The organism is Temperatibacter marinus (assembly GCF_031598375.1).
Taxonomy (GTDB): Bacteria; Pseudomonadota; Alphaproteobacteria; order Sphingomonadales; family Kordiimonadaceae; genus Temperatibacter; species Temperatibacter marinus.
The window spans coordinates 989,412-1,015,652 of sequence record NZ_CP123872.1; the positions used below are offsets into that span (position 1 = coordinate 989,412).

General features: G+C 44.1%; 19 protein-coding genes. 12 read left to right on the forward strand and 7 right to left on the reverse strand.

Annotated features, from left to right (window positions below; all coding sequences use genetic code 11):
- Positions 1 to 214: 214 nt before the first annotated feature.
- The 4 genes from QGN29_RS04450 to QGN29_RS04465 all read left to right on the forward strand — a co-directional run bounded on the left by QGN29_RS04450 (position 215) and on the right by QGN29_RS04465 (position 5,220).
- A complete protein-coding gene (locus tag QGN29_RS04450) occupies positions 215 to 2,992 on the forward strand; it encodes a TonB-dependent receptor (protein ID WP_310799476.1) in 2,778 nt (925 codons plus the stop codon).
- Positions 2,993 to 3,111: 119 nt separating this feature from the next.
- Positions 3,112 to 3,906, forward strand: coding sequence for a 4-hydroxy-tetrahydrodipicolinate reductase (gene dapB, locus QGN29_RS04455; RefSeq protein ID WP_310799477.1), 795 nt, complete (start codon positions 3,112 to 3,114; stop codon positions 3,904 to 3,906).
- 16 nt (positions 3,907 to 3,922) lie between these two features.
- Positions 3,923 to 4,339 carry a DUF350 domain-containing protein gene (locus QGN29_RS04460; RefSeq protein WP_310799478.1) on the forward strand — a complete coding sequence of 139 codons (417 nt, stop codon included), beginning with the start codon at positions 3,923 to 3,925 and terminating at the stop codon, positions 4,337 to 4,339.
- A 5-nt stretch (positions 4,340 to 4,344) separates the two neighbouring features.
- Positions 4,345 to 5,220 (forward strand): S1 family peptidase, encoded by an 876-nt coding sequence (locus tag QGN29_RS04465; RefSeq protein WP_310799479.1) that lies wholly within the window; start codon positions 4,345 to 4,347, stop codon positions 5,218 to 5,220.
- Here the strand turns inward: QGN29_RS04465 and QGN29_RS04470 are convergent, their stop codons facing one another.
- The gene (locus QGN29_RS04470) at positions 5,221 to 6,441 is read right to left on the reverse strand and encodes a UbiH/UbiF/VisC/COQ6 family ubiquinone biosynthesis hydroxylase (protein ID WP_310799480.1); all 1,221 of its coding nucleotides are present in this window, start codon (positions 6,439 to 6,441) and stop codon (positions 5,221 to 5,223) included.
- A gap of 145 nt (positions 6,442 to 6,586) precedes the next feature.
- Between QGN29_RS04470 and QGN29_RS04475 the strand changes: the two genes are divergently transcribed.
- Together QGN29_RS04475 and QGN29_RS04480 are read left to right on the forward strand one after the other, a co-directional pair.
- Positions 6,587 to 9,073: an FtsK/SpoIIIE family DNA translocase gene (locus QGN29_RS04475; protein ID WP_310799481.1), complete on the forward strand. Its 2,487-nt coding sequence runs from the start codon at positions 6,587 to 6,589 to the stop codon at positions 9,071 to 9,073.
- A gap of 63 nt (positions 9,074 to 9,136) precedes the next feature.
- Positions 9,137 to 9,835: a LolA family protein gene (locus tag QGN29_RS04480; protein ID WP_310799482.1), complete on the forward strand. Its 699-nt coding sequence runs from the start codon at positions 9,137 to 9,139 to the stop codon at positions 9,833 to 9,835.
- Positions 9,836 to 9,876: 41 nt separating this feature from the next.
- Here the strand turns inward: QGN29_RS04480 and QGN29_RS04485 are convergent, their stop codons facing one another.
- The 4 genes from QGN29_RS04485 to QGN29_RS04500 form a co-directional block, all read right to left on the reverse strand.
- Positions 9,877 to 12,069, reverse strand: coding sequence for a TonB-dependent receptor (locus QGN29_RS04485; RefSeq protein WP_310799483.1), 2,193 nt, complete (start codon positions 12,067 to 12,069; stop codon positions 9,877 to 9,879).
- An 86-nt stretch (positions 12,070 to 12,155) separates the two neighbouring features.
- Entirely contained in the window at positions 12,156 to 12,647 is a 492-nt protein-coding gene (locus tag QGN29_RS04490) for a transporter substrate-binding domain-containing protein (RefSeq protein ID WP_310799484.1), read from the reverse strand.
- 361 nt (positions 12,648 to 13,008) lie between these two features.
- Complete coding sequence (locus tag QGN29_RS04495; protein WP_310799485.1) at positions 13,009 to 13,836, reverse strand: transporter substrate-binding domain-containing protein; 828 nt, start codon at positions 13,834 to 13,836, stop codon at positions 13,009 to 13,011.
- A gap of 111 nt (positions 13,837 to 13,947) precedes the next feature.
- The gene (locus QGN29_RS04500; protein WP_310799486.1) at positions 13,948 to 14,784 is read right to left on the reverse strand and encodes a substrate-binding periplasmic protein; all 837 of its coding nucleotides are present in this window, start codon (positions 14,782 to 14,784) and stop codon (positions 13,948 to 13,950) included.
- Between the two features lie 341 nt (positions 14,785 to 15,125).
- Between QGN29_RS04500 and QGN29_RS04505 the strand changes: the two genes are divergently transcribed.
- Both QGN29_RS04505 and QGN29_RS04510 read left to right on the forward strand, forming a co-directional pair.
- A complete protein-coding gene (locus tag QGN29_RS04505) occupies positions 15,126 to 17,888 on the forward strand; it encodes a bifunctional aconitate hydratase 2/2-methylisocitrate dehydratase (RefSeq protein WP_310799487.1) in 2,763 nt (920 codons plus the stop codon).
- A gap of 462 nt (positions 17,889 to 18,350) precedes the next feature.
- Positions 18,351 to 19,520 carry a hypothetical protein gene (locus tag QGN29_RS04510; RefSeq protein WP_310799488.1) on the forward strand — a complete coding sequence of 390 codons (1,170 nt, stop codon included), beginning with the start codon at positions 18,351 to 18,353 and terminating at the stop codon, positions 19,518 to 19,520.
- Between the two features lie 7 nt (positions 19,521 to 19,527).
- Here QGN29_RS04510 and QGN29_RS04515 read toward each other — a convergent pair whose 3' ends face one another.
- Positions 19,528 to 19,824: a BolA family protein gene (locus QGN29_RS04515; RefSeq protein WP_310799489.1), complete on the reverse strand. Its 297-nt coding sequence runs from the start codon at positions 19,822 to 19,824 to the stop codon at positions 19,528 to 19,530.
- 106 nt (positions 19,825 to 19,930) lie between these two features.
- On the opposite strand from QGN29_RS04515, the gene cobS reads away from it, so the two are divergent.
- The 4 genes from cobS to QGN29_RS04535 all read left to right on the forward strand — a co-directional run bounded on the left by cobS (position 19,931) and on the right by QGN29_RS04535 (position 25,321).
- Positions 19,931 to 20,920, forward strand: a complete 990-nt coding sequence (gene cobS / locus QGN29_RS04520) for a cobaltochelatase subunit CobS (RefSeq protein ID WP_375164677.1) — start codon at positions 19,931 to 19,933, stop codon at positions 20,918 to 20,920.
- A gap of 70 nt (positions 20,921 to 20,990) precedes the next feature.
- The gene (gene cobT, locus QGN29_RS04525) at positions 20,991 to 22,799 is read left to right on the forward strand and encodes a cobaltochelatase subunit CobT (protein WP_445800654.1); all 1,809 of its coding nucleotides are present in this window, start codon (positions 20,991 to 20,993) and stop codon (positions 22,797 to 22,799) included.
- 42 nt (positions 22,800 to 22,841) lie between these two features.
- Positions 22,842 to 23,954 (forward strand): esterase-like activity of phytase family protein, encoded by a 1,113-nt coding sequence (locus QGN29_RS04530; protein WP_310799492.1) that lies wholly within the window; start codon positions 22,842 to 22,844, stop codon positions 23,952 to 23,954.
- Between the two features lie 116 nt (positions 23,955 to 24,070).
- Positions 24,071 to 25,321: a CaiB/BaiF CoA transferase family protein gene (locus tag QGN29_RS04535; RefSeq protein ID WP_310799493.1), complete on the forward strand. Its 1,251-nt coding sequence runs from the start codon at positions 24,071 to 24,073 to the stop codon at positions 25,319 to 25,321.
- A 160-nt stretch (positions 25,322 to 25,481) separates the two neighbouring features.
- Here the strand turns inward: QGN29_RS04535 and QGN29_RS04540 are convergent, their stop codons facing one another.
- A complete protein-coding gene (locus QGN29_RS04540) occupies positions 25,482 to 26,165 on the reverse strand; it encodes a YggS family pyridoxal phosphate-dependent enzyme (protein WP_310799494.1) in 684 nt (227 codons plus the stop codon).
- Between the last annotated feature and the right edge of the window lie 76 nt (positions 26,166 to 26,241).

The following is a 26,241-nucleotide window of genomic DNA, read 5'->3' on the forward strand; positions in this document are numbered from 1 at the left end:
GGGTAAAAATACTTCTTAAACGGCTGATTTTGAGCGATTTTTCCCTATACATTGTTAAAAAATAGGTTGAAAGTACCAGTTAGGACTTGCTTTTAGGACACGAACCCAATTACGGTAAAAAGTGAGCAGGTTTCACATTTGTAGAAATTTGACCTAAAAAAAAGAATTTATGCGCCATCATATATTTATGAGTCGTCATATCAGGAGGGAAATCATGACACCTAGTCGTTTAAGGAAATTTTTAGTATCGAGTGCCAGTGTACTGGCCCTTACCGCACCAACAATAGCTGTTGCTCAGGATGATGATGATGATCTGATGCTGGAAGAAATTGTTGTTACAGCTCAGAAACGTGAACAAAATTCACAGGATGTACCGATTGCGCTGACTGCTATCTCTGCCAATGATATTAATAAACTCGCTGCGGATAACATGCGCGACCTTGCTATTTTCACGCCTGGCTTAGAAGTCGGCGGTAACACACAAGCAAGCTTTAAAATCCGCGGTGTGCAAACATCTGATTTTGGTGTTGGAACTGATCCCGCTGTCGCAATTTACGTTGACGGGGTTTACTCAACTCGTTCAGGCGCTTCGCTTGTTATGTTCAATGATGTTGAGCGTGTGGAGGTTTTAAAAGGACCCCAAGGAACTCTCTTTGGCCGGAATACTGCTGCCGGTGCTGTTTCTATCACATCTAAGAAACCGACAATGGACGAACTCTATGGGTCTGTTGATCTGCGCTATGGTCGGTATGATAAAAAGAAATTCACAGGCATGATCAATGTGCCATTTACTGAGAATTTGGCCCTGCGTGCTAATTTAGTAGTTAACCGCAGAGATGGCTATGCCTCTGATGCCGTGACAGGCGATAAATACGGCACAGAAGCCAATGAAACAGGGCGTATCAGATTGCGCTGGGAGCCTTCAAGCACCACATCGGTGACATTGGGCTACGAATTCGATCACACCGATCAAGATGATGACAGTGTTCTTGTTGGTCTCGGCAATGGTCAAATTCGATTCCAAAGTGAACGCCTCGGCGATATTGTTGCGCATGGTGATGTTATTCCTCTGCTTGCACCAATGCTAGGCTTGCCTCTTACAGCTGATACACCAACATCTGTTCTTGACAGTATTCCCGTTTCAGCGATTTATGCTGGCCTTGCAGGCTTAGGTTATAACCCTGCAAATGCAGGTAATCGCTGGGACTTTGTGAGAGATGCAAACACTCTCGACGGGGCAAATGGATTTGGCCGTTTCACCTCGGATATTGGAAATGGCCGCGAAAGTCGTGATTTAGATGGATTCTCTCTTTCAATTGAGCATGAATTTGATTTTGCGACCATGACTTCTGTTTCTTCCTATAAGAAATTCACCACCTTCAACCGCCAAGAAGAAGATGGTACAGCGGATCCGAATTTCTACTTCGATACAGATAATGTTGAAGAAAATGAACACTTCTACCAAGAACTTCGCTTTAATGGATCAAACGATACTTTTACGTGGGCAGCCGGAGGTTCTTTCTATAAGGAAGATGCATATCAGCGGTCTGATACACACGGAACAACCAATTCAATTGATACAACACTTTATAATGTAGGGGCGACAGCTGGCGTTCTTGCAGCAGGTCTTGATTTTTCTGATGGAATTAACAATCCCTGTGAAAACCTCTATTTCGATAGTTGGACAAGATACCTTGGTTTCTCAGAGCTACCGCTTGCATGTTTTGATCCAGGTCTTGGCGCGCTCGCTGCCGGCCTAGGTCTTAGCCCCACAGCCAGCTTTGAAGATGCAATGCAAGGTCTTTATGGCTCTAGTTGGTATGGTCGTCGCTGGACAGAAGATATGATCGGCTACGGCGAAACTACAAGCTGGGGGGTCTTCTTTGACGGTACTTGGCATGTGAATGAACGTCTCAATGTTACTGCAGGTCTACGCTATACCAAAGACAAGAAAAGCTGGCGCTGGGTTAATGAAGGTCGCAGTGTAGAAGGCTCTGAATTCTTGCCCGCGCCGGCAGAATTAACAGGGGCTCTTGCCGCCGCAGGTATCCCTGGTGTGAATAGCTTTGACGATCTTCATGCCTACCTAATGTCAGCTGTCATTGGGGGCAATGGAGATCTGGTCTTTGATGGAGCTTATGACTTTGAACGCTCTGATTCATGGGACTATCTAAGTCCTCGCGTTGTTGTCGATTATCATATTACTGATGACATAATGATCTTTGGTTCATGGGCTATGGGCCATAAAGCCGGCGGTCATAATTCACAAGAGCTCAATTCTGTCTTTGACAACGAAGAAGTGACTAATATTGAAATTGGCTTTAAGTCTTCCCTTCTAGATGGACGCATGCGCTTGAATATGTCTGGGTGGTCCTATAAATATGATGACAAACAATCTATTCGACTTTCAGACGTTGATGGCTCTGGCATTCCTCAATATGTAACAAATACAGAAGACGTAAAAGGAAAGGGTGTCGATATGGACTTCCAATTCCTTGTTACAGACGGTCTACGTCTCTTTGCGAATGCCTCTTATCAGGAAATTAGCTGTGCCGAAAACTGTGAAGTCACACGCAGCGGTGTTGTCTATGATACGACAGGTCAGCCAAACGGAGAGCCTGATTTTATGGCAAGCGTTGGTCTTGATTATGCCTATGATCTTGGGGATAATGGGGTGATTGATCTAAATATTACTCATAGCTATAGAGCTGCAAACACTGTCAATGAAGTCTGCCAAAGCGAAGGCACTTGCGGGGTCTCCACATGGGGCCGTCAAACATGGACTACTGGTGTTTCTCAAAACAGAACAAATGCCCGCATTGCTTGGACAAATAGCGATGCAGACATCAAACTTTCTGTCTACGGCAGCAACATCTTTGACAATGTCTACCGCGGCGGCGCAGGCGGACTCTTGCTTTCTACAATGTTTGCCCCACGTACAGGTCTTGGTGTCGGGGCTACATATGGCTTAGATCTTGGCTTCAAATTCTAAGAACTCCGACAAAAAGTAAATAGGATCAGGCTCGTTTTTTTAGCGGGCCTTTTCTTTTGACTTTTATCCCATTGGCCATATGCTTAAAGGAACTATCTATTCTATAGGAGGAATTGGTAATGGCAGATCGCATACATGTAGGCATTCTCGGTGCCATGGGCCGCATGGGCCAGGAACTGGTTCAAGCAGTTCTAAAAACCAAAGGTCTTGATTTAGCTGCTGGCAGCGAAAGAGAAGACCATCGCATGGTTGGAGGGGCTATACCTGGTACAGATGCCCCCCTTTTTTCAAAAGCGAAAGACGTTTTCAAAGCCTCCGATGTGGTGATTGATTTTACGAGTCCCGGCAACACTGCCGTTCATGCTGCTCTTGCTGGTGATACGAAAACCGCTTTAATCGTTGGGACAACGGGTATTTCTAAAGATGACGATGCCCTTTTGGATGAAGCTGGTAACCTTGCTGTTATTATCCAAGCAGGTAACATGAGTATGGGAGTGAATCTTTTGACGGCTCTTACAAGACGTGTGGCCAAAGCCCTAGACAATGACTGGGATATAGAAGTTTATGAAGCCCATCACCGCAATAAAGTGGATGCTCCTTCTGGCACTGCGCTCATGTTAGGGGAGGCGGCGGCTGCAGGCAGAGGCGTAAATCACGATGACGTTTGTGATCGAGGTCGGGATGGCTTGACCGGTGCCCGAAAGAGGGGCGCTATTGGCTATAGCGCGATGCGCGGGGGCGGCATAGTCGGCGAACATACTGTTGGATTTTACAGCGAAAATGAACGTCTTGAACTGAGTCACAGAGCAGAAAACCGCGGCTTGTTTGCTTCGGGAGCCATGAAGGCCGCTCTTTGGTCAAAAGGCCAAAAGAATGGTCGATACGACATGCTTGATGTCCTTGGAATTGTGTAAAAAAGCGAAACTAATTATGAACATTCCTGAATTTGATGCCTTTCTAGCTGGGTTTCCAGTCTTTCTCACTCATAGTGCTGTGAGCCTGTTTATTCTTTTCATCGGCACCCTCATTTATATGAAACTCACGCGTCACGATGAAATGGCTTTAATCCGTGAAGGCAATATTGCTGCGAGCCTCTCACTCGGCGCCGCTATCGTTGGCTTAGCACTCCCTCTAGCCTTCTCGCTTGCGGCGTCGGCCAGTCTCTATGATTTAATCATATGGGGTGTTGTAGCCTTGTTACTTCAAATTGTCGCTTTTCGGGTTATGGATCTCTTTTTAAAAGACTTACCAGAGCGTATCGAAAAGGGGGAAATGGGATCAGCAATATTATTGGTTTCTGTTAAGCTTGGCACAGCGATGATTAATGCGGCTGCCATCGCTGGATAGGTTCAATGAAGAAATTTGAACTTCCTTTTTATTTTATCCTCATCCTCTTTGTGATCATCAAATATTCAGGGGATTCAAGCGATGAGCCAAGAGAAAGAAGGCCCTCTCTGCCGCCCCCTTCTGTAGGGGAAACTCCCCTGCCTGACCTCTCAATGCCCAGAAATCGTTTGCAACCAAAAGAAGGATATACAGTCAATATTAAGGGCCGGCAAGGGAACGGCACAGGGACTGGCTTCGCTTATGACGGCAAAGGGCAATATGTAACAGCGCGGCATGTAACGGAAGGCTGCCGTTCTGTTTTTATTTTAACAGAAGCCCGGCGCGGCAAACGAGCAACCGTCTCCCCTATGGTGAATAGCGATTTTTCAGTTTTAGACACGGCTGATTTATCAGCCCCTCGAGTTGTTGTCGCCGCAGACAATCCCCAACGCGGCGATGTTGGCTATTTTATGGGCTACCCACAAGGCCGCCCTGCAGATGTGGTCGCTGTCGCTTTTGGACGAAGTAATATGAATAGTGTAGGCAGCTACCGGATGCGCGAACCTGTAACAGTTTGGCATATTAAACAACGCCTGCCCCTTGCGAGCGGCCGTGCAGCAAAAAAACAACGAGGGTCTGAGTATGATCTAGCGGGCATGTCTGGGGGGCCTGCCTTTAATAGCAACGGTGAAATTATTGGTACAGTGGTTGCAGGTCAACCACGACGCGCGCGGGTAATCACAACGGATATCAGAAATTTTAATAGAAATACGAATTTAGCCCCAGAATCCTCTAAGACTTCTGCAATTGCACAACCCTCCCTTTCTTTAGAGAATTTCCATGTCATGGGAAAAAAGTTACGCGAAAACCTAACCATCGCGAAAATCTACTGCAAAGCTTAATTAAGGACGGTTACCTTTTAATAATTCTGGCAATTCACCGATTGTGCCTCGCGCATGAGACATGAAGAATTTTTTGGCCATAGGAATTTCATTCACAAGAGCTAAGCCTGCTGTTCGAGCCTGTTTTATAATCGAATGATCATTTGAGAAGAGATGTGTCAGGCCGTCGGTTACAGATAACAGCATCGCATTATCCATGCGTCGCCACATTTGGTATTCCTCTAATACGGTCAAGGACCCAATATCCATCCCCGAACGCGCATTCTTTGTTAACACCTCTACCAATGCAGCAACATCTCTTAGCCCAAGGTTCAACCCTTGACCTGCAATAGGGTGCATGCCGTGGCACGCATCCCCAATCAAAGTTACACGATTATCTACAAAATGATCACACCAATGTAATTGAAGCGGATAAGCCCAGCGCCCGCCAATCACAGAAACTTTGCCTAAAAAATCGCCCACTCGTCTTTGTAATTCACTTTCAAAAGCCCGATCACTTAATCCCATAACTGTGTCAACCAAATGCGTTTTTTCAGACCACACAATACTTGAGCGATTGCCTGTTAGAGGAAGAATTGCGAAAGGCCCGGAAGGTAAGAATTTCTCATGCGCAATGCCACAGTGACTTTCTTCATGTTCAATTGTACAAACAATCCCGCTTTGTTGATAAGACCAGTGAGTGAGCGGGAATTCTGCCCATTTTCTTACCATACTATGCCGCCCATCAGCACCAACGAGCAATGCCCCTGTTACCAAAGAGCCCGTTTCTAATTCAAGAGTTACCCGCCCAGTGTCACGCTCAATATTTTTAACTGATTGACCATCTAGCCACGTGACATTCTCGCACGCCTCCAAACGTTTCATCAAGGCAAGGCGGGTATGGCGATTTTCTACAAGATGTCCAAGGGGGCCGTCCCCTAATTCTTCATTATCAAAATGCAAGTGCATTAAACTTGGTCGGCGGCCATCCGTAACCCTAATTTCAAGAATTGGCTGGGCATGGTCTTTAATATAATCCCAAATTCCCAGCACATCCAAAAGCTGACACGGTGCATAGGCAAGAGCACTGGAGCGGCCATCAAAAGCTGAAAGCTCAAACTCTCCTTTAGGTAGGTGGTCAACCACTGTGACACTAAAACCAGCCTGCTCCAGGCCAATCGCTGTTGTCAGCCCTACAAGACCTCCGCCGAGGATAATTATATCAGATGAAACGACGTGCATAACTCTTCTTTTTCCTGTCAAACTATTGCCTCACTTATGTAGTGTCTTTGGACAGGAAAGTCCAGTTAACTCAAGACTTGTCAAAAGCCCATGAAGCACAGTATGATGTTATTTCATGGGCAACTGAAATAAAGGGCATCTATACGTGGCAACCTCTGGGGCAAAAACACGCAAAAAATCATCTTCAACGCAACCTTCTGCAGGGGATGAAACAAACGCACCTCTCTTACCGAAAGAGTGGATTGTTGCTTTTAAAAGCCTTGGATATCGATTGATAGGACTGCTCCTCCTGGTCCTGACACTCGGCCTTTTTGTCGCCCTCATTACGCATAGCCCAGAAGACAAAAGTCTAAACCTGTCGATAACCGATACAGGGGCTGTCTCTGTGATGAACTTGGCGGGCCCTATCGGTGCTATTGTCTCAGATATTCTTTTATCCACTCTGGGAATGACATCTTATTTCATACTTTTACCTTTGTTTATATGGGGACAGAAAATTTTACGCATGCTTTGGTTGCCAAAGTTTTGGATGAATCTATTGGCTTTGCCTTTTGCGATGATTATTGCTCCCGTTGCCGCAGCAAACCTTGAACCCCTTCTTCTTCCGTATCTAGCAATCCCACAAGATATTGCGATCGGAGGTTTTATTGGTCAAATTTTAGAACCTAAACTTTCCGGGCTAAATTTCCTCTCCACTATGCCTGCCTGGGTGATTGGGGCCACACTCACACTTCTTTTCATTCCCGTCTACGCTTATAGTTTTGCTATGAATTTATCGGAATGGGCTGGTGTCAGACGTGCAATCTGGGCCTTTGTAACCGGGATCTATCTTTCTCTTAAAGCCATGCTTACAGCCTTTATTCGCGGCATTGTAGGCACAGTGGAATGGATTCAAGAAAAGCGCGCCGATCGCTATGATGTCTATGATGATGACGACGAAGACTATGAAGCGATACCACCTGCTCCGTCTAAAAAAGAGAGCTTGGTCGCCACTCCTGAAGATAAAGTCGGTATTTTAAAACGGAAACGTGTAGCGAAAAAAGCCAAACCCAAACGCGGAAAAAGAGAAGTTCAAGAAGCACAAACAACGCTGGATTTTGGCGATACAAAAGGCTTTAAACTTCCGCCCCTTACATTGCTTGAAAATCCACCTGCTGATATTGGAGAACATCGACTCTCTGAAGAAGCGCTGGATGAAAATGCAAGAATGCTTGAAAATGTTCTTGATGACTTTGGAGTCCAGGGCGCCATTGTGCAAGTGAGACCAGGTCCCGTGGTAACTCTCTATGAACTAGAACCAGCGCCAGGCGTCAAAGCAGCTCGAGTGATTGGCTTATCTGATGATATTGCCCGGTCCATGAGCGCTATATCTGCTCGCGTTGCCGTTGTGCCAGGGCGCAATGTAATCGGCATTGAATTACCTAATCAAAAAAGAGAAATGGTTTATCTCCGTGAGCTTTTGGCTTCTGGTGAATTTGAAAGCAGTCGGGGCAGTCTGCCCTTAGTTTTGGGTAAAGATATTGGGGGATCCCCTGTGGTCACCGATATGGCTACAATGCCGCACTTATTAATGGCAGGTCGGACAGGGGCTGGTAAATCCGTCGGGGTAAACACCTTTATCCTTTCCCTCCTATACCGCCATACTCCTGAGACACTACGGTTAATCATGGTCGATCCCAAAATGCTGGAGTTGTCTGTCTATGAAGGAATTCCGCATCTTTTGACCCCTGTCGTAACCGAAGCAAAAAAAGCTGTGGTTGCTCTAAAATGGGCCGTGCGAGAGATGGAAGAGCGCTACCGGAATATGTCTAAATTAGGGGTCAGAAACCTAGCTGGATACAATAAACGAGTGCATGAAGCAAAAGCGAAAGGGGAAGCCTTAACGCGCGAAGTTCAGACAGGCTTTGATCGAGAAACAGGGGAGCCAATCTACGAAGAACAAGAATTCGATTTCGAGCCTCTACCACAAATCGTCATTATTATTGATGAAATGGCTGATTTGATGATTGTTGCAGGAAAAGATGTTGAAGCAACTGTTCAACGATTGGCTCAAATGGCCCGTGCTGCTGGCATCCATGTGATCATTGCCACACAACGTCCATCTGTTGATGTGATTACAGGCACTATTAAAGCTAACTTCCCAACAAGAATATCATTTCAGGTCACCAGCAAAATTGATAGCCGGACCATTCTAGGGGAGCAAGGCGCAGAGCAATTACTGGGCAAAGGCGATATGCTCTTTATGGGCGGGAATGGAACCATGATCCGTGTTCACGGTGCTTTTGTATCCGATGAAGAAGTTGAAGATGTTGTGAAACACCTTCAGCGTCAAGGAGCGCCTGAATATGTCGCTGAGGTCACAGAAGAGCCCGAAGAAGGCTTTGATAGTCCTTTCATTCCAGGACCTGCAGGCGATGGGAGCGATGCGGCAAACAGTTTGTATGATCAGGCTGTAGCAATAGTAGCTCGCGATAAACGCGCCAGCACCAGTTATATTCAACGTCGCTTAAAAATTGGCTATAACAAAGCGGCAAGTTTAATAGAAGAAATGGAAGAACAAGGGGTTATTTCAGCCCCAAATCATAAAGGGCAGAGAGAAATTCTCCTGCCTGATCACGAAAATGAATTCTAAACCATTCATCCTTTATTCATCCCAAAAGTCATAAGCTCAATAAAAATAAGAAAGCACAAGACGATGAAGACAGCATCCTATTTTCTAGCTTTGGCTGGGCTCACTTGGTTGGTCATAGGTTTAGCGCCAGAGGTGCTTGCCCAAGACACTGCTCCCGCCATTCAAGAAGAAGTAGAATTAAAAGTTGCCCCTGAAACTCAAGCGCTGGGGTCCATAGAAAAGACTTTAAATGAGCTGCAATCCATGCAAGCTCAATTTCGAATGGTGCCTCCAGAAGGCAAGCCCCTTACAGGCACCCTTTCTATGAAAAAGCCAGGCTTTATCCGATTTGACTTTGGCGAGTCGGCTAATCAGCTCTATGTCTCTAATGGAAAAACGCTTTCAGTCATTGATTATGAAATTGGCAAGGTGGAGCGTGTACCTGTCAAGGACACACCTCTTTCTCTTTTACTCTCTGAAAAATTTAGCCTTAAAAACTATAGAAGCCGGGTGATCACTAATCCAGACTCTCGCGCTGATCTTGGGTTGATGGTGGAAGACCCAAAACGCCCAGAAATGGGAATCCTCACTGTTTATTTTCGCTTTAAACAGAAAGAAACTCCCCAAATAGATCACTCCTTACTGGTTGACTATTGGACCATCGTAGACGGTCAAGGGCGACTGACATATGTGATTTTGGAGAATCAACAAATGAATGTGACTCTCTCAGATAAACTTTGGAATTTTAAGGACCCACGGGGCCGGGCACGACGCCGCAATTAAGTCTTTTCAAGAAGAACTATTCATCTTTGATGAAATAACCTCTAGAATTTATAGCCAACGGCTGAGTACCATGTACGAGGCGCTCCGTAATAGCCCGTTTGAATATTGCCCAAACTTCTAAATTCTAATCCCCCTTGCAAAACAATCTTGTCGGTTACATTTCTAATTCCTGCACGAATGTAAAGGCCATTTGTAGATTGCCATTCAACACCAATATTGATGTGCTGATACGCTGGCTGATAGAGTTTGTCTGTATTTTCTACAGAGGCAAAGTAACCCGACCGATGCTTTAGAGATCCTGAGAAACTCACTGTGCGCCCCTGAGCAAGATCCATCTTATAGCTCGCTGTTATCCCGACTGTCAGTTTTGGAGAAAAAACAGGAGTATTGCTACTGCGATCCCCGCTGTCGTCTACAAATTCTCCGTATTCGCTATGCAGATATCCCCCCGTAAAAATAAGGGACAAGGGTCCGAGTGTCGCCGTTACATCCCCTTCTAGGCCGTATATCTTTAAATCTGCAGCATTCACTGTTGGATTGTCAAAACCCACTGTTGGATCTGTGAGGTCTGCAAGGCGAGAAATTCGTGCTTGGAAATCTGTATAATCATTATAAAACGCCGCCATGTTCATCCGTATATTTGGGGCGACATATTTGAGGCCAGATTCGTAACTCCAGACATTCTCGGGCTTATAAGGTTCACTGTCCCCTAAGGATGAAAGTCTTCCATTAAAACCACCAGAGCGAAAGCCTTTGGCAATCCGACTATAGAAGGTGACTTTATCATTCACTTGATACGACAGAGCGACCGACGGCGTTAGACTGTTCCAGTTGTCACTGCCATTAAAAGTAAATTGACCCGTAACAACCCCGTTTAGCTGCTGGGTACTAACCCGGTAAAATGATTTTTCATCTCGAGACCATCTCAAACCTGCCTCCATTGAGAGGTGATCCGATACGCTATAACTTAAATGAGCAAAGGCGGCATAGGAACTTGTCTTATGCACATCCTCGCCAGGCTGTGAAAGGCCGAAAGACGTTCCAGCAACTTGAACTAGGTCTTTCAAATCAGAAAATTGACGCCCTGCGCTCTCTTCTGTCAAATAATATAGACCAAAGACAGCATCCAACTGATCGCCTTTATAATTTAGATTAATCTCTTCTGAGAATTGATCTTGATCCCACCTGGCCATCACATCCGCAATGACCAATGCCGTTCCGTCCAAATCCCAATTAATAGTCGATGTCATCTCTTTATAGGCCGTAACGCTTCTCAATTGCCATTGATCCGTCATCGTCCAGTCAATGGTGGCTGCGAGGCCTTTCTGATTAAAGGTCTCATTAGCATCATCATCAATGGATAATTCTAGTCGCCCATCAAACTCCTGTGTTGGAGCTGCTTGGGCGAGCACAGTTCCAAAGACAAGGTCTGTTATGAAAACATCATCTTCTGCCCGTTGACCAGGGGGAGCAAGTTCCATATCTGTAAGGTCTGCTGCCAACCGAATTGAGAGGGCTTCACTGGCTTGAATGTCCATTTTTACGCGCGCTGTAAAACTATCATCATCAGAATAGTCTTTGCCTGTCTTTATATCTTGATAAAAACCATCTCTGTGTGAATAAAACAAAGAAGCACTCATGCCAATTCTATCTGACATGGGCGCTGAAAGAAAAGCACTGATCTGTTTATGACTTGCTTCTCCAATGAGCGCTTCTAGCTCGCCTTCTAGTTTATCTCCAGCCGACTTTGTCGTAATATTGACCGCACCTCCTACAGCATTTTTCCCGAAAAGCGTCCCTTGGGGGCCGCGCAGTACTTCAATTGAGTCCACATCAAAAAGCTGCAAAAATAATCCTTGCATACGAGGATAGGGGACACCGTCCACATAAGTCGTCACCCCTTGCTCAAATGTTTGAAGACTGTCATTTTGACCAATACCCCGAATAAAAAGGGCTGTCGTTGCCCCCATACCTTGGCCATTCGTAGTTGTTAGATTGGGTATGAGCCCTGCAATATCTTTCAGGGAAACGGCCCCTGCGTTTTTAATGGCGTCAGCGTCAATCTGCGTAAGAGCGGAGGGAATTTTATTGATGGCCTCTTCGCGTTTGCGTGCGGTGACAACTATTTCTTCAACATCATCCCCAGCGTCCACAGAGTCCACAGCGGTCACAGGCTCTGACAAAGAAAGAACCGGCACAGTAAACCATGAAATGGCACCCTTGAATAAAGACATAAATAATATCCTGAACTACGTGAATTTGGTGTTTTAGAGCCGAAAGGTTTCTAAATGTTTAACAACTGATACTGAACAGGTACTTACTACTGACTTTGAATGAACTCTTCATGAGTATATCCGGAAAAAGGAATTCTATGAAAGGACATTCCCTCTAATGGAACTGGTTTTGCGTATTTTGATAATATTGCTGTCAATAAACCCTTCTTTTTTAGGTCAACAAGGCCTTTATTGAGGGATGACAGCATCTTTCTTCCAGTTTCAGAATCATTACAAGCAAAATGCGTGGTGATTTCAGTGATCAATAAATTCGGATTATATGTATAATTTGAGTAGTCTGCTTTATCCATTATAAGGCCTTGATCAGGATTCCACCCAATGATGTAATCCGCTCTTTTACGCATCAACATCTTCGATGAAACAAGATCATTGTTCGTGAAAAAAAGATTAATGTTATAAGATCCAAACATAGTTTCTGGTCTAAATGTTTGATTGGAAACCAACTTAGGCAATTTCTGAATATCTTCAATTGTCTTCAGTGAGGGGGACTCTTTCCTGTGGTAAATATAAGCACTCACCACATCCACGGGTATACTATAAACTATAGAAATCTTGCTCTCGGGCAGAAAGAAACGCTCTACTCCCCGAGGGGAGACCGGAAAAAAGCATGAGTCTTTATTGTCTTGCAAATTTCTAATGGCACGATTTGTATAATTTGGCTCTATCTTTATGGGAACGTCAGAGCGTGATTGTAGATAACGCAGCAAGCGTCCATAACCGCCCGTCAGGTTTCTCTCCAGACGATTATCTTGGAAAAAAGTATAAATTATCCCCGTCTTATCTTCAGCGGTCGACGATGATGTAAAAAGGCATATTAGGATTATAATTCTGAATATCATGGACCATACTGTAGCGATGTTCATGTCATTTGAAAACTATTTATCGTCGCTCATCATCGGACGAATTTCTAAAATGAGGCAATCTTGAATAATGCTCTGATCCCGCAACAGCCGGTTGAGAAAATTCTGACATCAGCGCTTTCATTTTTCCTGACTGTTGAAGATCAATAATGAGTTTATTCGCTTGATTCATAAAATGTTCTGTCTTTTCAGTTCTTTTACAAATAATCGCCGTGGTACTTTCAAAAAATAAAAAGTCTGGATCAAAAGTATACTCTTTGAAATTGATCGCCCGCATGCTCAACGCTATATCAGGCATGAATGTAATCATATAATTTACACGCCCATTCACAAGCATCCGAATATTGTTTGAATCTGACGGCGCTTTGACCAATTGATTTTGCTTGATATTTGGAAAATATCTCTTCACCAGAACTTTTCGGATGACACTGAATGTTTTACCTTTCATATCCTTAAGGGAAGAAACTAAAGGCATGCCTTTGCGGCTGATCACGCGGCCCGTCACAACATCAACTGGAACGCTAATTAGACTATTTGATTGCGAGAATTGCCCTGGGAAAAAAACATCTAATCCTGTATTGGCCATAGGAAAGAAACAGATATTACCCTGCCCCCTTTCAAAGTTTTTCAACGCGCGCGCTAAAAAGGTAGGACGAACAATTACAGGGCTATCGACGTGATCTCGTACATATCGAACGATCTTTCCATAATCTCCGTTTAGCTGTGTGTCCATGCGTTCCGGTTGAAGAAAAGAATGGATTGTAATAACCTTATCTTTGGTCTGCTGCGCCCAAGCCGATAGATCAACGAAGGTAACAAGGATCAAAAAGGCCATTAAAAATTTCATTGTTTACTCTTTTAACTAAGGTGGATGAAAACAGAGGACTTATTATCCCATAAACCTTCGAAACCAAAAATGACTATAGAGTATTTTTAAGCCTGAATGCGACAAAAAGATTTACTCAACTGGCTCTAGTTCAATATTAATCCCCGTGAAAGGATAGCGAACATAAGAGCGACTTCCATACTCAACCGGATTGGCATGCTTAGAGAGAATGAAACGAATTATCCCGGATGTTTGCAGCTGTTTGATCTGAGCGTTTATCGTAGACAAGACGGCGTCATTTTCAGGAGTTTTTTTGCAAACAACATGTGTGGTGGTTTCGAAAAACTTGAGGCTAGGATCATATGAAAACTCAGTAAAATCAAGGTCTTCCGCCATCAATAAATTATCAGGAGCCCACCCAAAAACATAATTGACACGGCGACGCATTAACATATTCATATTTTGACGGTCATTTCTCACCCTGACCAGTTCAATTGTGTTTAACTTGTCCCCAAATAACGGTTCAACAATACTATCATTCAACACGCCAAATTTGAGACCCTCAACCTGTTCAAAAGACGTGATCTTAGGAACTGAACTATGACTGAATAAATGTCCCGATATATAGTCGATAGGCAACGAATACCGAACTGATTGCCCCTTCATCGATGGAATAAGGACACCAATGGTTTCTGGGGGGCTGGGAAAGAAACACCCGCTGGGGTCATTTTCAAAATTTCGCAGAGCCCGCGTTAAGTAATAAGGCCTCATCTCAAAATTTTGGGAACTATTTTTTTGAATATACCGCAACAGTCGACCATAGCCGCCTGCTAAATTTGGCTCTAGCCGGTTTTTTTGAATGAAGGTGTGAAGAACGATAGGCTTTTTTTGTAAGGAGCTATCTTCTTGGGCCATAGCATATGATGTCAAGAATGACACGGCAATGAGGCTCAAGATCCATTGTTTCATCGTTTAACTTTCTCGAATATGCAATCTGTACGAAGTGGTAGAATCATCTGACTATAAATCTACTCCTTCTCAAGTATGAAGCCAAGATTTGCCTTCTCATACCCCTCTAAAGGTTAAGAATGTCCTAATCTTAGATAAAATGATAGAGGTTCGTGACTTGCTAGTGATGTATTATTGCTGCGCTGCAAGAAAAACTACCGTCTGAAGGATCAAAACCAAAAGATCTGACTTGCAACAAGCGCTTTGTTCCCATAGTATACGCGCCAAATGGCTCGCTCCAGTCTAGGGTTCCTCTAGTCTAGGGTTCAGCTAAGTCTAACAATATTATCGTCAGGACTGTCATGAGTTTATATACAGAATATTTAAACGAGATCGAAACACGTCACCTTCAAGGTCTTAACCCAAAACCGATTGAAACAGGCACGTTGGTCCAAGAATTAATCAACCAGATTAACGACACTGCAAATGAGCACCGCAAACAGTCGCTCGATTTCTTTATCTCGAACACTTTGCCTGGCACAACCAGTGCGGCAGGTGTGAAAGCGGCTTTTCTAAAAGAAATCATTCTCAGAATCTCTTCTGTTGAAGAAATATCAGTCGACTTCGCTTTTGAGCTCTTGTCTCATATGAAAGGGGGGCCTTCTGTAGAGGTTCTGATTGACCTTGCACTGGGCGGTGATGAAAAGATCGCAGCTCAAGCAGCTGGTATTCTTAAAACTCAGGTTTTCCTCTACGAAGCTGATACAGATCGACTAAAGGCTGCTTTTAAACGCGGTCATGCTGTTGCGATAGATTTACTTGAAAGCTATGCAAAAGCAGAATTTTTTACAAAACTCCCTGCCATAGAAGAAACCATTGATGTGGTCACTTTTGTATGTGCAGAAGGGGATGTATCCACTGACCTTCTATCGCCGGGGAACCAAGCTCATTCTCGCTCTGACCGTGAACTGCATGGGAAGTGTATGATTTCCGAAGCAGCTCAAGCTGAAATTCAAGACCTCCAAAAAAAGCACCCAAATAAGCGCGTGATGTTGGTTGCAGAAAAAGGCACCATGGGTGTGGGGTCTTCTCGCATGTCTGGGGTGAATAACGTTGCCCTGTGGACAGGCAAAAAAGCCAGCCCTTATGTTCCTTTTGTGAACATTGCTCCTATTGTAGGGGGAACCAATGGTATCTCTCCAATCTTTTTAACCACTGTAGGGGTGACTGGTGGTATTGGTCTTGATCTTAAAAACTGGGTGAAGAAAACTGACGCGAATGGCAACCCAGTTCTAGATGAAAACGGCGACCCTGAACTTCAGCAGGAATATTCCATTGATACAGGCACTGTGTTGACCATCAACACGAAAGAAAAGAAATTATATGATGCCTCAGGTAAAGAGCTTGCGGATATTTCAAGTGCGCTGACCCCACAAAAAGTGGAGTTCATCAAAGCAGGCGGCTCATACGCCATCGTCTTTGGTAAAAAGCTACAGAATTTTGCAGCTGCGACACTTGGCATTGACCTTCCTTCTGTCTTTGCAGCTTCTAAAGAGATCTCCCATGAGGGACAAGGGCTCACCGCTGTAGAGAAGATTTTCAATAAAAACGCTGTTGGCACAACACCTGGCGCCGTTTTGCACGCGGGTTCTGATGCGCGTGTACAAGTGAATATTGTCGGATCACAAGATACAACAGGCTTGATGACCTCCCAAGAACTAGAAGCAATGGCTGCAACAGTGATATCTCCTGTTGTTGACGGCGCCTATCAATCTGGGTGTCACACGGCATCCGTTTGGGACAGTAAAGCACAGACAAACATTCCAAAGCTGATGAAGTTTATGAATAAATTTGGCCTGATAACTGCCCGCGACCCTAAAAATTCCTATCACGCCATGACCGATGTCATCCACAAAGTTTTGAATGATATCACGGTTGATGACTGGGCTATTATTATTGGTGGCGATAGTCACACACGAATGTCTAAAGGTGTGGCGTTTGGTGCTGATTCAGGAACTGTGGCTCTGGCACTGGCGACCGGTGAAGCAACCATGCCAATTCCAGAATCAGTCAAAGTTACTTTTAAAGGGGCTTTGAAAGATCATATGGACTTCCGCGACGTGGTTCATGCAACTCAAGCGCAAATGCTCAAACAATTTGGCGACAATGTTTTCCAGGGCCGTGTTATTGAAGTCCATATTGGAACCCTTCTTTCAGACCAAGCCTTTACCTTTACGGATTGGACCGCTGAAATGAAGGCAAAAGCCTCTATTTGTATTTCTGAAGATGGCACATTAATCGACTCTCTTGAGATCTCTAAAAGCCGTATACAGATTATGATAGATAAAGGCATGGATAACGATAAAGGCGTGTTGCAAGGACTTATTGATATTGCTGATAAGCGGATTAATGAAATTAAGTCAGGGGAAAAACCAGCTCTTACCCCTGACTCTAGTGCCAAATATTTCGCAGAGGTTGTCGTTGACCTTGATGAAATCATAGAACCAATGATTGCGGATCCTGATGTGAACAATGAAGATGTTTCTAAGCGATATACCCATGATACTATTCGCCCCGTTTCCTTCTACGGTGGTGATAAGAAAGTTGACCTTGGTTTCGTAGGTTCTTGTATGGTTCATAAAGGCGATATGCAAATTATTGCTCAAATGTTGAGAAACCTTGAAAAGCAAAATGGTTCAGTAACATTTAAAGCGCCGCTCGTCGTTGCCCCGCCTACATATAATATTGTTGATGAGCTCAAAGCAGAAGGCGACTGGGAAGTCTTACAAAAGTATGCAGGCTTTGAATTTGACGATACTAACCCTAAAAATGCAGCTCGTACTGACTATGAGAATATCCTCTATCTAGAGCGTCCGGGATGTAACCTCTGCATGGGGAACCAAGAAAAAGCATCAAAAGGCGACACCGTCATGGCAACTTCTACCCGTCTATTCCAAGGGCGAGTTGTGGAAGATTCCAATGAGAAAAAAGGGGAGTCCTTGCTCTCTTCAACCCCTGTTGTTGTTCTTTCAACAATTCTCGGCCGAACACCGACGATTGATGAATATACAGCTGCAGTTGAGGGCATTAACCTTACCAAATTTGCCCCGCCCCTAGCGAGCTAAATAGAAAATAGCCTCTCTAAACCTTCTTAAAACCCTGGAATTTTTCTCCAGGGTTTTTCTTTGCTTATCTCTTTTTTTCTGAATTTATGTTTCTCTACCTCTCGCACTAGCAGAAAATTTTTAAGGTCTCAGTGTAAATAGTCAGCCTTATTCTGCCCTTTTCTATCAAATTACTGCCTTATTCAGGGCTTTATCATGACAATATTGGTCAATACTATTGACCCTGACAGCAAAAGAAGTGTCTGAAAAAAATGAATAAAAAGGATCATAAAAATGACGGATTTCACTCTAATCGACCTTATCGCTAGTTTTATACTATTCACCACAGCCATCATGGGGATTGGCTTCACGCATTACCATAGTAATAAATGGTATAAATAATCTACTTTAAACAGTAAGATCACCCGAGAGAGAGTTGGGGGAGGTTTTACGACAATGGTTTTACTTAGGGTTTTGACCCTCATGGTCAGCTTTCTTCTGCTTCTTGAAGCTTCTTCCCTTCGGGCCGAAGAAAGTCCCTACACTGTTATCTATTCTAAAAACTTGCCCGATTGGATTAAAGGCGCGGCTAAATCCCATTTAGAGAAAAGCTTTCATACCTATTCACAGGTCTTTTCTATCCAACAAGACACTCCCATCAATATCTTGATAGAATATCACCCAGAAGGGGATCTTTCTTCTGCATATGTCCAAACCAAACAGGGGATGCGGATCACTTTACGTGGCAGCATCTGGGAAAATAAAAAAACCGAAAAACTAGAACAGCTCCTTGAAAAATTTATCTGGCATGAGGGGTTTCATGTTTGGCATATCTTTTATTTTCCTCGAATTAATAAAGGGATTGATAGCTTTCTAATGGAAGGGGCAGCCGAATATTTTCATTGGAAATTTGCAGCCTCTGATAAAAATAAAACCCAGGATACTGTTGCTTGGCTTCAAGGGTGCGTGCTGAGCACGGCAGACCGTTCATTAATTAATGTATCAAAATATATTCCAGCCAAAGCCAACTATCTGTGCGGCGTTTTCATACAGTGGATGCTTGATCAATGGCTGGATCACTATTCAAAAGGGAATCTATCCGTTGAAAAATTATGGCAACATTTATTTACCTCCTCTCTCTCTTCTGATTTTAGAGAAAGACAACTCTTAGTCCGAATTTTCAGATATTTAGAATCTAGAGCGGAAACAGCTCATCTTTCAGAGAAATTACATCAATTTATTTTTGAAGAGGGCTCAATGAGGTGGCAAAAAATGGATGAATATTTTGCTCAAACTGGAATCAATATCAGGCTAAAAAAACTCGATGAATATCAACCGGACACATTAATTGAAACCATCATCCAAAATATAATTCAAAGAGAATGTACGTCTATTGCGCCGTGGATTTGGTCAGAAAACCGTGTCAGCACCCTTAATTCTAGATCCTGCGGGCTGCTCTCAAAATTAAATAATGTTAAAACAATCAATGGTGTTATTGTCCCCAAAGATGCCCCGAAAGCTTTTCTGCTCATCAAGCAGACCTGTGCAGAAAATGGGTATATTCTCCTTGGGCGCGGCAAAAAATTGGCCGCGCTAAAGTTTCAATGCGAAGAGGGTATAAAACATCCCCCTGCCGAATTTATCTATGGATAGAACGACTTTATATGGTCCCCGTGCATTCCATGCTAAGGGCGTGAATTTGACCACTTCGCACTTCTTCCTTTAAGGCTGCGTTCACGAGCCGCTGACAGTGCACACGGCCTTTCCCATTAAAGAGTTCACTCACAATAATGACGTGAAAATGACTCTCACGGTCACCGTCTGGATTTCCTGCGTGGCCAGCATGACTTGCACTGTCATCAATGACCTTTAAATCAGCCGGATTAAGAGCCGCTGATAATTTTTCTACTATTTTTTGCCCTACAGGGCCCAATTCTATGTGATCAGATGTTGCCATTTCGCACTCCTAAGCCTAGGTTATGGAGAAATTAATATACCCATAGATAGGAGCACCCTGTCTTCAGGACAAGGGTTGAAAGAGACTAGAGGATAGTTTTATGGAAATGAGTAAACAGATGGAAGCTGTAGGCTTGCCGGATACCACTGTAACTGTTAGGGAAGTTTTTGGCCTTAACATTGAAATGGATGTCCCAGCTTTCAGTCAAAGAACGCAACATGTGCCTGAAGTGGATGAAAACTATGTTTTCGATCACGATACAACACTTGCGCTTCTCGCAGGCTTTGCTCATAACCGCCGCGTGATGGTTCAAGGTTATCATGGGACTGGCAAATCAACCCATATTGAACAAGTCGCCGCTCGGCTGAACTGGCCTTGTGTCAGGATTAATCTCGACAGTCATGTGAGTAGAATTGATTTGGTTGGAAAAGATGTCATCGTTCTTAAAGACGGGAAACAAGTCACAGAATTCCAAGAAGGGATCTTACCATGGGCGCTCCAAAATTCTGTGGCGCTGGTTTTTGACGAATATGATGCCGGTCGCCCTGATGTCATGTTTGTCATTCAACGTATCCTTGAAGTTTCTGGAAAACTCACTTTACTTGATCAAAACCGAGTTATTCATCCTCACGGTTCTTTTCGGCTTTTTGCTACGTCCAATACCGTTGGTCTAGGCGACACAACAGGCCTCTATCATGGCACCCAGCAAATAAACCAAGGACAGATGGACCGGTGGAATATTGTCACCACCCTTAACTACCTACCCCATGACGTTGAAACAAAAATCATTCTTGGGAAAGAAACAGACTATAATGATACAGCAGAAGGGCGCGATACCATTGCCAAAATGGTGCGGGTTGCTGACTTAACACGAGAGGGTTTTATGGCTGGGGATATATCGACAGTCATGAGCCCAAGAACTGTCCTTTCTTGGGCTGAGAACGGTCGTATTTTTGGTTCCATTGGCTTTGCCTTCCGCGTTTCTTTCCTTAATAAATGCGACGAAGCTGAGCGTCCAATGATTGCAGAATATTATCAACGCTGCTTTGGAGAAGACCTGCCTGAAAGTGCCATGAATTTGGTGACAGAGGCCTAATGTGGCCCCTTTAGATAAACATAAAGGTCGTCAGTATTTTGAAGAGGCCCTTGCGGGAACCGTCCGGGCAATGACGGAAGAAAGTGACTTAGATGTTATTTTCACTGCTGACATTCCTGGTCAAGCTGGCCTTCAAGTTCGCCTACCACACTTACCCCACAAGGCCTCTGCTCGAGATGTCTCAGAAGTCCGAGGAATTGGTGATTCTATAGCCTTGAAACATCTTCACCACGACGAACAATTGCATAGAAAGCTTACTCCAGCGGGGAAAGTATCAAAACAAGTTTTTGATACACTAGAGCAAGTCCGATATGAAAGTATCGGTGCCCGTCAAATGCAAGGTGTTAAGGAAAATATCCGTATTCATACAGAACAACGGACACTGGAGGCTGGGCTGGGTCGGGCAGCACAAGAACCCCACCAACATCTTGCCCCTGTGATCGGCTTACTGGCACGTGAAAAACTTTTGGGGGAAGAAATACCATCCTCTGTCGCAACAATTGTTGCACGACATCGGTTGAAGCTAGATCCTATATTAGAACCTTTTTTCAATGATTTAGATAATAAGATTGAGAGCCAAAAAAGCGCTTCTGTTGTTCTAAGAACTCTTATTTCTGAGCTGCTGGGCGGGGTTGATGGAGAAGAGGCAGACGGTGATAACCAACAGTCTGATGAGAGCGACGAGTTCGGTGATGACCCTGACAACGGTCAAGAAGATCAACAAGGCTGCGATGACGGGGAAAATGGGGAAGGCGAAGGGGAAGAACAATCAGGAGACGGTCAGCCAGACGGCGATGACAATGAAAATGGGGATGATGTTGCCGTTAGCGATGAGGATATGACTGATGCTGAAACTGGAAAAGGAGCCACTGAAGGCGCTATTCCATGGCGACCCAATCGACCTTTTGAAGAAATCACTGACCCTGACTTTTACAAAATCTATACGGAAGAATTTGATGAAACTATTCGGGCTGAAGAATTAAGCGACACTGAAGAATTAGACCGACTCCGGAAATATTTAGACAACCAAATGGCTCATCTTGGCGGCGTTGTCTCTAAACTTGCAAACCGGTTACAACGCAGGCTCTTGGCGCAACAACAACGTCATTGGCAATTTGATCTAGAAGAAGGCTATTTAGATCCTGCCCGTCTTGTACGCGTTGTTACAAACCCAACACATGCCTTGTCATATAAAAAAGAAAGTGAAACTGACTTTAAGGATACTGTTGTAACACTTCTCCTTGATAATTCTGGCTCTATGCGAGGCCGTCCTATCTCAATTGCAGCCATCTGTGCAGATATTCTTTCGCGAACATTAGAGCGGTGCGGCGTGAAAGTAGAAATTCTTGGTTTCACCACTCGTGCATGGAAGGGGGGACAGTGCCGTGAGAAATGGCTAAAAGCAGGTCGCCCAGAAACACCCGGTCGCTTGAATGATTTAAGACATATCATCTATAAAAGAGCGGATGCCCCGTGGCGCCGCGCCCGACGCAATTTAGGTTTAATGATGCGGGAAGGTCTGCTGAAGGAAAATATTGATGGGGAAGCTCTCATGTGGGCTCATAATCGCCTCATAGGTCGCTCTGAAGAGCGCCGTATTATGATGGTGATTAGTGACGGCGCTCCTGTGGATGACAGTTCTCTAAGTGTGAATTCTGGTACCTATCTTGAAAACCACCTTAGGCAGGTTATTGATGTTATTGAAAAAAAATCTCCTGTAGAACTGTTAGCTATTGGAATAGGTCACGATGTGACACGCTACTACTCGAAAGCTGTGACCATTGTCGATGCTGAACAATTGGGCGGGGCTATGACCGAACAATTAGCCGCCTTATTTGAGGATGTCTTACCGACACCTGCCGGAACAAAGCGTCGATAACCACTAGAACCATAAATCTATTTTTAAAGAAAAGGCAGTTTCATGACTATAAAACCAATCAGTAGAATCCGCATCTTCTTTAGAAGTTTATTGCTTATAATTCCCCTCTCTCTTGCAGGATATTTTTTATGGCCCGCTGCTCCGTTAGAGCCACTAAAGCCTGTTACATCCCAGGAAAAAACAACAAACAATGCAGCTTATGTTCAATCTGTAAATCAATCCGGTAAAGATATTGCCGTATCAGTAAGTCCTTGGGTTTTAAACCCTGATAACCCAGAGCAAGCTCAATTTGGATCCTTGTCGTTGAATTGGGCGAAACGTCTCGAGACCACAGATCCTGAATTTGGTGGCGTTTCTGGGCTAAGCCTTATCGAAGCAACGAACCAAATAGTGTCTTTTAGAAGCATCACTGATACAGGATACGTCTTTTCCCTTCATGTATCAGAGCCTCGACAAGGGGACATGATGTCCATTAGCCACTTCAGACCTGTCCTTAATCGCGGTGAAGAAAAGGGTGATAGTGACAGTGAAGCAGTGATCGTAATGCCTTTTGGTTTTGATTTGATCACATATGAGCGTAATCACCGTATTATGGTTGGTGATATCCGTCTTAAAAACCCCCCAAGAATTGATCTTCTTCCCCTCAACGGCGGTATAGAATCTGCAGATATTTCACCGCTGACTAAGCGTCTAACCCTCTTGGCAGAAGACCCTCGAGAGGGCGAAGAGTATATCCCCCTTTGGATCAGCCGGATGCCACTTGATGAAGGCCGTGTAGACCTCACATATGATGAATATAAATATAATAGCCCTGAAGGGTATAAACCCACCGATATCACTTTTCTTCCTGATGGATCGATGCTTATTCTTCATCGGCGCTGGACACCTCTGGAAGGAACCAGCGCTAAGATCACCCATGTACCTGTGACCCAACTACAGAAACCGGAGGGTTCCTTAATCCAATCCATACTTCTTGCAGATCTTTCCAAAGAAATGGCTGTGGATAACTTCGAAGGATTAGAAGTTATAGAAGGAGAGGGTTTTTATACGCTTTTCATCATTAGTGATGATAATTTTAGAGACGCACAAGAAACCCTCCTGCTCTCTTTCCGCCTCGATAAGGCGATCTTGGAAAATATTAAAATTGACCCATAAAATTCATAGAATTTCTATTGTCCAAACTTATAAATTTGATTACTGTGCCGGCCTAAGGGTGCATGAATGAATTTAAAGGGCTGTTGAGACTGAGTGGGTCTCACATAGAGACGATCATGGCAAACCAAAACAATTCTGAGACATCGGCAAATTCTGGTAAAAAGTCTGGACCTCTAGACGGTGTAAAAATAGTTGAATTTACCAGTGTCGTGCTGGGTCCGTGGGCCTCTCAAACATTAGGGGACATGGGGGCAGACATCATTAAAGTTGAAGCGCCTCGTCATGACAGCAATCGAAACATGGGGGCCTATCACAAGCATGAAGACCTTAAGGCTCTTTATTTAACGTCAAACAGAAATAAACGCTGTATTGCCCTTGATCTTAAAGTTAAGGAGGGCTTAGACATTGCCCTTCAACTCTGTAAAGAGGCTGATGTTATCCTCCACAACCAACGCCCCCAAACTATTGAACGATTGGGTTTAGGCTATGATGCTATAAAAGCTATAAATCCTAAGGTTATTTACTGTGGCTCTTATGGCTATGCAAAAGACGGCCCCTACGGCGATAAAAGCGCTATGGATGACGCGATCCAAGCTGCCTCAGGCCTCGCCAATTTGATGGAGAAAGTTTACGGAGAGCCCCGATATTTACCTACTGTTGTTGCTGATAAAACCACAGCGATGGCTGTCGTACAGGGCATTCTGGCAGCCCTCTTCCATAGAGAGAGAACTGGTGAGGGGCAGGCAGTAGAAGTCCCCATGTTTGAGACGATGGTGCACTGGGTTCTTTGCGAGCATTCTTGGGGGCAAACCTTCGACCCCCCTAAAGGCCCTGCCGGCTACGATCGTATTATGGAAAAAGGTCGAAAACCATTTAAAACAAAAGACGGGCATATCGCCATGCTGCCTTATATGGACCATCAATGGCAATTATTTGCAGACTTGGCCCAGTGTCCTGAATTGGTACAATCTTCGCTTTTTGCTACAATGGAAAGCCGTTTGAAACATGGAAAAGAGACCAATCAAGCTGTGGCAAAGATTGTGGCAGAAAAAACAACGAATGACTGGATTGCTCTTCTGAAAGACACCAGCATTCCGCATATGCGAGTCAATAGTTTGGATGATGTTTTTTCTGACCCCCACTTGCAACAAACCGGCTTTTTTGAAACCCACAAGCATGAGGACCATGGCATATTAAAAATGCCGCGCACTCCAATTAATTTTTCAAAAACACCGGTTTCTATTCAACGGATGCCGCCGCGCTATGGTCAGCATAGTAAAGTCATATTACAAGAGCTTGGGTATGATGAAGAAACAATCAACAGTCTTCTTTCTGAAAAAACTGTCCAAACCCCTGAAGATTTTTAGCACTTCACTCCTTTTATAGAGTGGGTGTTCTATGATATGATTTTAACATACCGAACGATCGGTTGGTTAAAATAACCACAGCCTATAACGCTTTCACCAGGAAAAATTCACATCAATAGACCAAGACTTTGTTACGTGCTACGCTGATAAATGTAAATTTTTAAGTCGAAATACGCGCACCAAAAATTGCAGTTCCCACACGTATATCCGATGATCCCATAGCTGCGGCAAGGTCATAATCTCCGCTCATACCCATAGAAAGTTTTTCATAGCCATAGATTGTCGCCAATTTTTTCAATAAATGAAAGTGAAGACTTGGGTCTTCTCCTGCAGTCGGAATACACATTAATCCTACTACATTAAGATCTAAAGCCTCACACTCAGCAACTAATGCATTCAAATCCTGAGGCAGGCACCCGCCTTTTTGCTCTTCACACCCTGTATTCACTTGGATCATAAGAGGTATGTTTTTGCCTTGATTGGTCATTTCTTTTTTTAAGGAGCGTGCGAGTTTAATACGATCTAAGGACTGAATCTCATCAAAAAGAGCAACTGCATTTGACACTTTATTAGTTTGTAAGCTGCCAATTAAGATCAAAGTCAAATCTTTATAGGCCTCACGCCGCGGTGCCCAGCGCTCCTCTGCCTCTTGAACTCTATTTTCGCCAAAAACTCTCTGTCCTACCTCTAGTGCAGCATCAATTTTTTCTATTGGTTGTACTTTTGAAACTGCGATTAACCGCGGTTCGGAGTGATTCAGCAGAGAATAAGCGATTTTAGACGCAGTTTTATCACGGACTGTTTGAATATTTTTCTGAATTTCTTCTACAAGCTTACTGGCCATTGATCTCTACCTGTCTTCATAGTAAATCTAAGGGGGATCCACCTTCTCATTGCTTTATACTGATACCCTTTCAAAA

What these genes read in the sequence shown, in the direction of transcription:
- QGN29_RS04540 (WP_310799494.1), bottom strand. Translation starts at nt 26,165, where the DNA reads ATGGCCAGTAAGCTTGTAGAAGAAATTCAGAAAAATATTCAAACAGTC.
- QGN29_RS04505 (WP_310799487.1), top strand. Translation starts at nt 15,126, where the DNA reads ATGAGTTTATATACAGAATATTTAAACGAGATCGAAACACGTCACCTT.
- QGN29_RS04530 (WP_310799492.1), top strand. Translation starts at nt 22,842, where the DNA reads ATGACTATAAAACCAATCAGTAGAATCCGCATCTTCTTTAGAAGTTTA.
- cobS (WP_375164677.1), top strand. Translation starts at nt 19,931, where the DNA reads ATGAGTAAACAGATGGAAGCTGTAGGCTTGCCGGATACCACTGTAACT.
- dapB (WP_310799477.1), top strand. Translation starts at nt 3,112, where the DNA reads ATGGCAGATCGCATACATGTAGGCATTCTCGGTGCCATGGGCCGCATG.
- QGN29_RS04500 (WP_310799486.1), bottom strand. Translation starts at nt 14,784, where the DNA reads ATGAAACAATGGATCTTGAGCCTCATTGCCGTGTCATTCTTGACATCA.
- QGN29_RS04470 (WP_310799480.1), bottom strand. Translation starts at nt 6,441, where the DNA reads ATGCACGTCGTTTCATCTGATATAATTATCCTCGGCGGAGGTCTTGTA.
- cobT (WP_445800654.1), top strand. Translation starts at nt 20,991, where the DNA reads ATGACGGAAGAAAGTGACTTAGATGTTATTTTCACTGCTGACATTCCT.
- QGN29_RS04450 (WP_310799476.1), top strand. Translation starts at nt 215, where the DNA reads ATGACACCTAGTCGTTTAAGGAAATTTTTAGTATCGAGTGCCAGTGTA.
- QGN29_RS04515 (WP_310799489.1), bottom strand. Translation starts at nt 19,824, where the DNA reads ATGGCAACATCTGATCACATAGAATTGGGCCCTGTAGGGCAAAAAATA.
- QGN29_RS04460 (WP_310799478.1), top strand. Translation starts at nt 3,923, where the DNA reads ATGAACATTCCTGAATTTGATGCCTTTCTAGCTGGGTTTCCAGTCTTT.
- QGN29_RS04465 (WP_310799479.1), top strand. Translation starts at nt 4,345, where the DNA reads ATGAAGAAATTTGAACTTCCTTTTTATTTTATCCTCATCCTCTTTGTG.
- QGN29_RS04480 (WP_310799482.1), top strand. Translation starts at nt 9,137, where the DNA reads ATGAAGACAGCATCCTATTTTCTAGCTTTGGCTGGGCTCACTTGGTTG.
- QGN29_RS04535 (WP_310799493.1), top strand. Translation starts at nt 24,071, where the DNA reads ATGGCAAACCAAAACAATTCTGAGACATCGGCAAATTCTGGTAAAAAG.
- QGN29_RS04485 (WP_310799483.1), bottom strand. Translation starts at nt 12,069, where the DNA reads ATGTCTTTATTCAAGGGTGCCATTTCATGGTTTACTGTGCCGGTTCTT.
- QGN29_RS04510 (WP_310799488.1), top strand. Translation starts at nt 18,351, where the DNA reads ATGGTCAGCTTTCTTCTGCTTCTTGAAGCTTCTTCCCTTCGGGCCGAA.
- QGN29_RS04495 (WP_310799485.1), bottom strand. Translation starts at nt 13,836, where the DNA reads ATGAAATTTTTAATGGCCTTTTTGATCCTTGTTACCTTCGTTGATCTA.